Annotated in this window: 4 protein-coding genes; 1 reads left to right on the top strand and 3 read right to left on the bottom strand. The window is 46.5% G+C overall.

The window, feature by feature from the left end:
• Positions 1–139: 139 nt before the first annotated feature.
• Positions 140–970 carry a metallophosphoesterase gene (locus tag IM450_RS21645; protein WP_287670403.1) on the bottom strand — a complete coding sequence of 277 codons (831 nt, stop codon included), beginning with the start codon at positions 968–970 and terminating at the stop codon, positions 140–142.
• A gap of 92 nt (positions 971–1,062) precedes the next feature.
• Positions 1,063–2,298 carry an LL-diaminopimelate aminotransferase gene (locus tag IM450_RS21640; protein ID WP_002801597.1) on the bottom strand — a complete coding sequence of 412 codons (1,236 nt, stop codon included), beginning with the start codon at positions 2,296–2,298 and terminating at the stop codon, positions 1,063–1,065.
• Between the two features lie 153 nt (positions 2,299–2,451).
• Here IM450_RS21640 and IM450_RS21635 point away from each other — a divergent pair, with 153 nt between their 5' ends.
• On the top strand, positions 2,452–2,664 hold the full coding sequence (locus IM450_RS21635; RefSeq protein WP_046661580.1) for a DUF2839 domain-containing protein: 213 nt from the start codon (positions 2,452–2,454) through the stop codon (positions 2,662–2,664).
• 295 nt (positions 2,665–2,959) lie between these two features.
• Here the strand turns inward: IM450_RS21635 and IM450_RS21630 are convergent, their stop codons facing one another.
• Complete coding sequence (locus tag IM450_RS21630) at positions 2,960–3,895, bottom strand: NAD-dependent epimerase/dehydratase family protein (protein WP_287670410.1); 936 nt, start codon at positions 3,893–3,895, stop codon at positions 2,960–2,962.
• Between the last annotated feature and the right edge of the window lie 343 nt (positions 3,896–4,238).

Below are 4,238 nucleotides of genomic sequence, written 5' to 3'. Positions count from 1 at the left end.
GTGGGGAGAATAAATAAAAATAATCTCCTGACGACCGGCTACTGACTCCTGACTCGGTTGAATTATGAACTGGGGTGATGGGGTGATGGGGGTGGGGAGAATAAATAAAAATAATCTCCTGACGACCGGCTACTGACTCCTAACTGCTGTTAACCAAAGTAATTACCGTCACTTCGGGGGGACAAAAAAGACGACCGGGAAAATAGGTTCCTAAGCCGCGATTAACATATAATTGATTTTCCCCGACTCGATGAAATCCCTCGGACCATTGCCAGTATCGGACTACTCTGCTGAACTGCCGGTGAAAGGGAACCCATTGATCATAGGGTTCAGGCAGCGAGCGCCTAAGTTTCTCTAAAACTATCGGTAGGGAACCCATACCGGGGATAGTCACTTGGCCTCCGTGGGTATGGCCGGATAACTGCAAATCCACGCGCCAATCCTTTAAAATCATAGCTGTATCGGGATTGTGGGAAAGGACGATTCTGGGTATATCGGGGGAAATTTGCTCGAGGATTTGCGGTAAAAATTCCCCAGACCAATAATCGGCCAATCCGACGATGGGAAAATTTTCGCCGTAGGGTGTGGCGATTTCATTCCAGAGTACCCGAATTCCCACGCTAGTTAGGGCTAATCTGACCGTTTCCCTTGCGTTGGGAAGATAACTGTCATGATTTCCTAAACAAGCATAAATACCCCCTTGACTTTTGAGAGCTTTTATGCTATCAACTAGGGCAAAAATTGGACTGGGACTATAGGTAATAAAATCCCCCGTCAGGAAGATGAGATCGGGTTTTTCCTGATTAGTAATGGCGATCGCTTCTTCTAGGACAGCTTCAGGCAAATGCTGTGCATCGCAGTGCAGATCTGACCACTGCACCAACTTGATCCCTTGCAGATGTGCCGGTAGGCCAGCAATTGCGATCGTTAATCTTTCTACCTGTAAGGATTCTAACCAAAAGGGTCGCATCGGTGAGCCGTTGTCGGTGAGTATGTCAAAAGTCTATCAATTCCCGATGGGGTTGTTGGGGGATGCTTCCACAAACATCCCTCTTTTGACCATTAGCCTTGAAATTTATCGATAATTCTCTCCATAGCGGCCTCGACGTTGGCACGACTATTAAAAGCCGATAGCCGGAAATAACCCTCTCCGGCGGCCCCAAAGCCAGATCCGGGGGTCCCCACCACATTACAGGTATGTAGCAGTTTATCGAAGAAATCCCAACTCGACAGACCCTGGGGCGTTTTTACCCAAACGTAGGGCGCATTTACGCCGCCATGCACTTCTAAACCGGCGGCGGTTAATTTTTCTCGGATAATTGTTGCATTTTGTAAATAAAACTTGACAAGTTCTTCTACTTGTGCCTGTCCTTCTGGGGAATAAACCGCCTCGGCCCCCCGTTGGACAATGTAGGAAACGCCGTTAAATTTGGTCGATTGCCGACGATTCCACAGTTTCCAGAGTTGCACATCCGTCCCGTCGGCCGCTTTGGCCATGAGACTTTGGGGAACCACGGTTAAAGCGCAACGGGTCCCGGTAAAACCGGCATTTTTAGAAAAAGAGCGAAATTCGATCGCACATTGCCGCGCCCCCTCGATTTCATAGATGGAATGGGGTAAACTGGCATCGGTGATAAAGGCCTCATAGGCCGCATCAAAAAAGATAATCGATCCGTTGGCCCTAGCATAATTGACCCAAGCTGTCAAATGTTCTTTGGTAGCCGTGGCCCCGGTGGGATTGTTGGGAAAACAGAGATAGATTAAATCGACTTTTTCCGCCGGAATCTGGGCAGTAAAGTTATTTTCGGCGGTAATTGGCAGATAAATCAGACCCTCGTATTCGCCGCGTTCGTTGACCTCTCCCGTGTGTCCGGCCATAACGTTAGTATCAACGTAAACGGGATATACTGGGTCGGTCACGGCGATCGAGTTATTATCCCCAAAAATATCGAGAATATTGCCCGTATCGCACTTAGAACCGTCGGAAATAAAGATTTCATCGGCACTTATCTCACAACCGCGAGCCTGAAAATCATTGACAGCGATTTTCTCCCTTAACCAAGCATAACCCTGTTCTGGCCCGTAACCCTTAAAGCTAGAGCGATCGCCCATTTCCTGCACCGCTTTGATCATGGCCTCGCGACAAGCTAGGGGCAAAGGTTCGGTGACATCCCCAATCCCCAGACGGATAATATTAGCATCGGGATTGGCTGCCGCAAAAGCTTGGACTCGTCGGGCAATTTCCGGGAAAAGATAACCCGCTTTTAGTTTTAAGTAATTACTGTTAATGGTTGCCATAATTATTCTCGTTTCAGTCGCAACCTTTAATTTTATAACAGTCAGTCGTCGGCCGTCAGTTTCGATCGCCCTCCTTCACGGACTAGGATTGGGTGTGGCCTGTTGTCTTTCGATATACAATCAGAGAAAAACCTCTTAATAACTGACATTAGTATGGGTGAATCAAAACGTCGTCAATCGGCCCTGGGTGATAAATATGGACAGGAAGAAAATATCCTGCCTTGGCTACCGATTACCAAAAGTCAAGCATCCCAAGCTTACAAGTTAACCACTAGGGGTGCCTGGATTGGTATAGGAGTTTTAGCCGGGGTTTGGCTAGTTATTCGTTTTGTCGGGCCGGCCTTCGGTTGGTGGAATGTCCAATAAGGGACTTGCGTGGGAATAATATCCCAGGCAGAAAATCGCTCTGTAGAAGAATCAGACCGGCCAAAAGGCACATTATCAAAGCGCAAGTCCCCAACATCTCGAAGGCTCTCTCCCCCTACTTAGGGTGATCAGCAAACCTGAGCGCTCGGAGGGCGCAAGCTTTGCGCCCCTACAGTAACTGATTTTGTCCACAATGTAGGGGCGAACTGCGTTCGCCCAAAAGGTACATTATCAAAGCGCAAGTCCCTTACTGTTCACTGCTCACAGTAAAAAACTCCCCACCAGAAAATTAATTTTATTGGTTTGCCAATATCTGGTCATCGATCGCCCAGTCTATTTCTTGCCGATCGCGACCGGAAGCGAGATAATCATTCTGGAAGGAGTCTGCTAAACCACTGACGAGATCATATTCAGGCTGCCAGTTTAACTCCCGGGTGGCCTTATTAATATCAGCGTAAAAATGTTGAACCCGCAGGGGGAAAGGTTTCTTTTTGCCGAAGTCAAATTTTTTGGGGTTATAGTTAACAATCTCGATTTCCTCGGCATTTTTCCCCATGGCTGCCGCGCAAGCTTTCGCTAAACCGTTAAAAGTTACATAGCGATCGCCTGAAATATTATACACTTGACCGATAGCCTGAGAATTACCCAATACTGCGGCCATGGCCTTAGCTAGATCGACAACGTGACCGAATTGGGTAAAATGTTCCCCATGACCAGGTATAGGAATAGGACGATTACGAACCAAACGGTCAAAAAACCAAGCTTCTAGGTCATTATAGTTGCCCGGTCCGTAGATATAAACCGGACGGATGGAAGTCCAGGGTAAACCCATCTCGCTTAAATAGTTTTCTGTCTCGTGTTTTCCCTTGTGGCGACTTTTGGGATCTAGTTTATCCCCTTCTTTATGGGGCATTTGGTCGGATTTTAAATAAACCCCCGCCGAGCTAACATAGACAAAATGCTGGATTCTGTCGCCAAAAATCTCGACGAGGGGCTGAGTATCACTTAATTCTCTGCCATTATTATCGAAAATTGCCTCAAAACTCTCATTTTTAAGCTTTTCTTTCAGTTGCGCTGGGTCAGTGCGATCGCCATGAATCTGTCGTACTCCGGCAACCGGAGCCGGTTTATTGCCACGATTGAATAATACCACCTCATGACCCTGTTCTACTAACACTTTAGTCAAAGAAACACCGATAAATCGGGTTCCACCCATAATTAAAATTTTCATAAGTCGCCATTGTCAATATCAAGGTTATATTATCCCTCGATCGGTGCAGTTTGTGGCTTGTTAGTTGTTGGGTTTTGGGGGTATCCCTTAACTATAATACTAAATCGGTTGAGGAGAGGCACTCTTGGGATAGGGAGAATAAGTAATCAGGTTTTAATAACCGGATTTAGTCTGAATTGGCGAAGTTTCGGTAAAATGAAGGTAATTAGGGTCTGCTGAATAAATCTAAAAACCTTGCTGGATAAGACTTTTAGCCTTTTTTGAAATCCAAAAGTACCAGATATGGGAGTGATCAGGGGGAAATTCAGCTACTTTTTCCCTGAAAATTAGGTAATTGACCCCC

Source organism: Microcystis sp. M083S1, assembly GCF_020246405.1.
GTDB classification, from domain to species: Bacteria; Cyanobacteriota; Cyanobacteriia; order Cyanobacteriales; family Microcystaceae; genus Microcystis; species Microcystis aeruginosa_C.
Note: the sequence above shows the minus strand (reverse complement) of the source record. Positions and strands in the feature narration are given on the sequence as shown.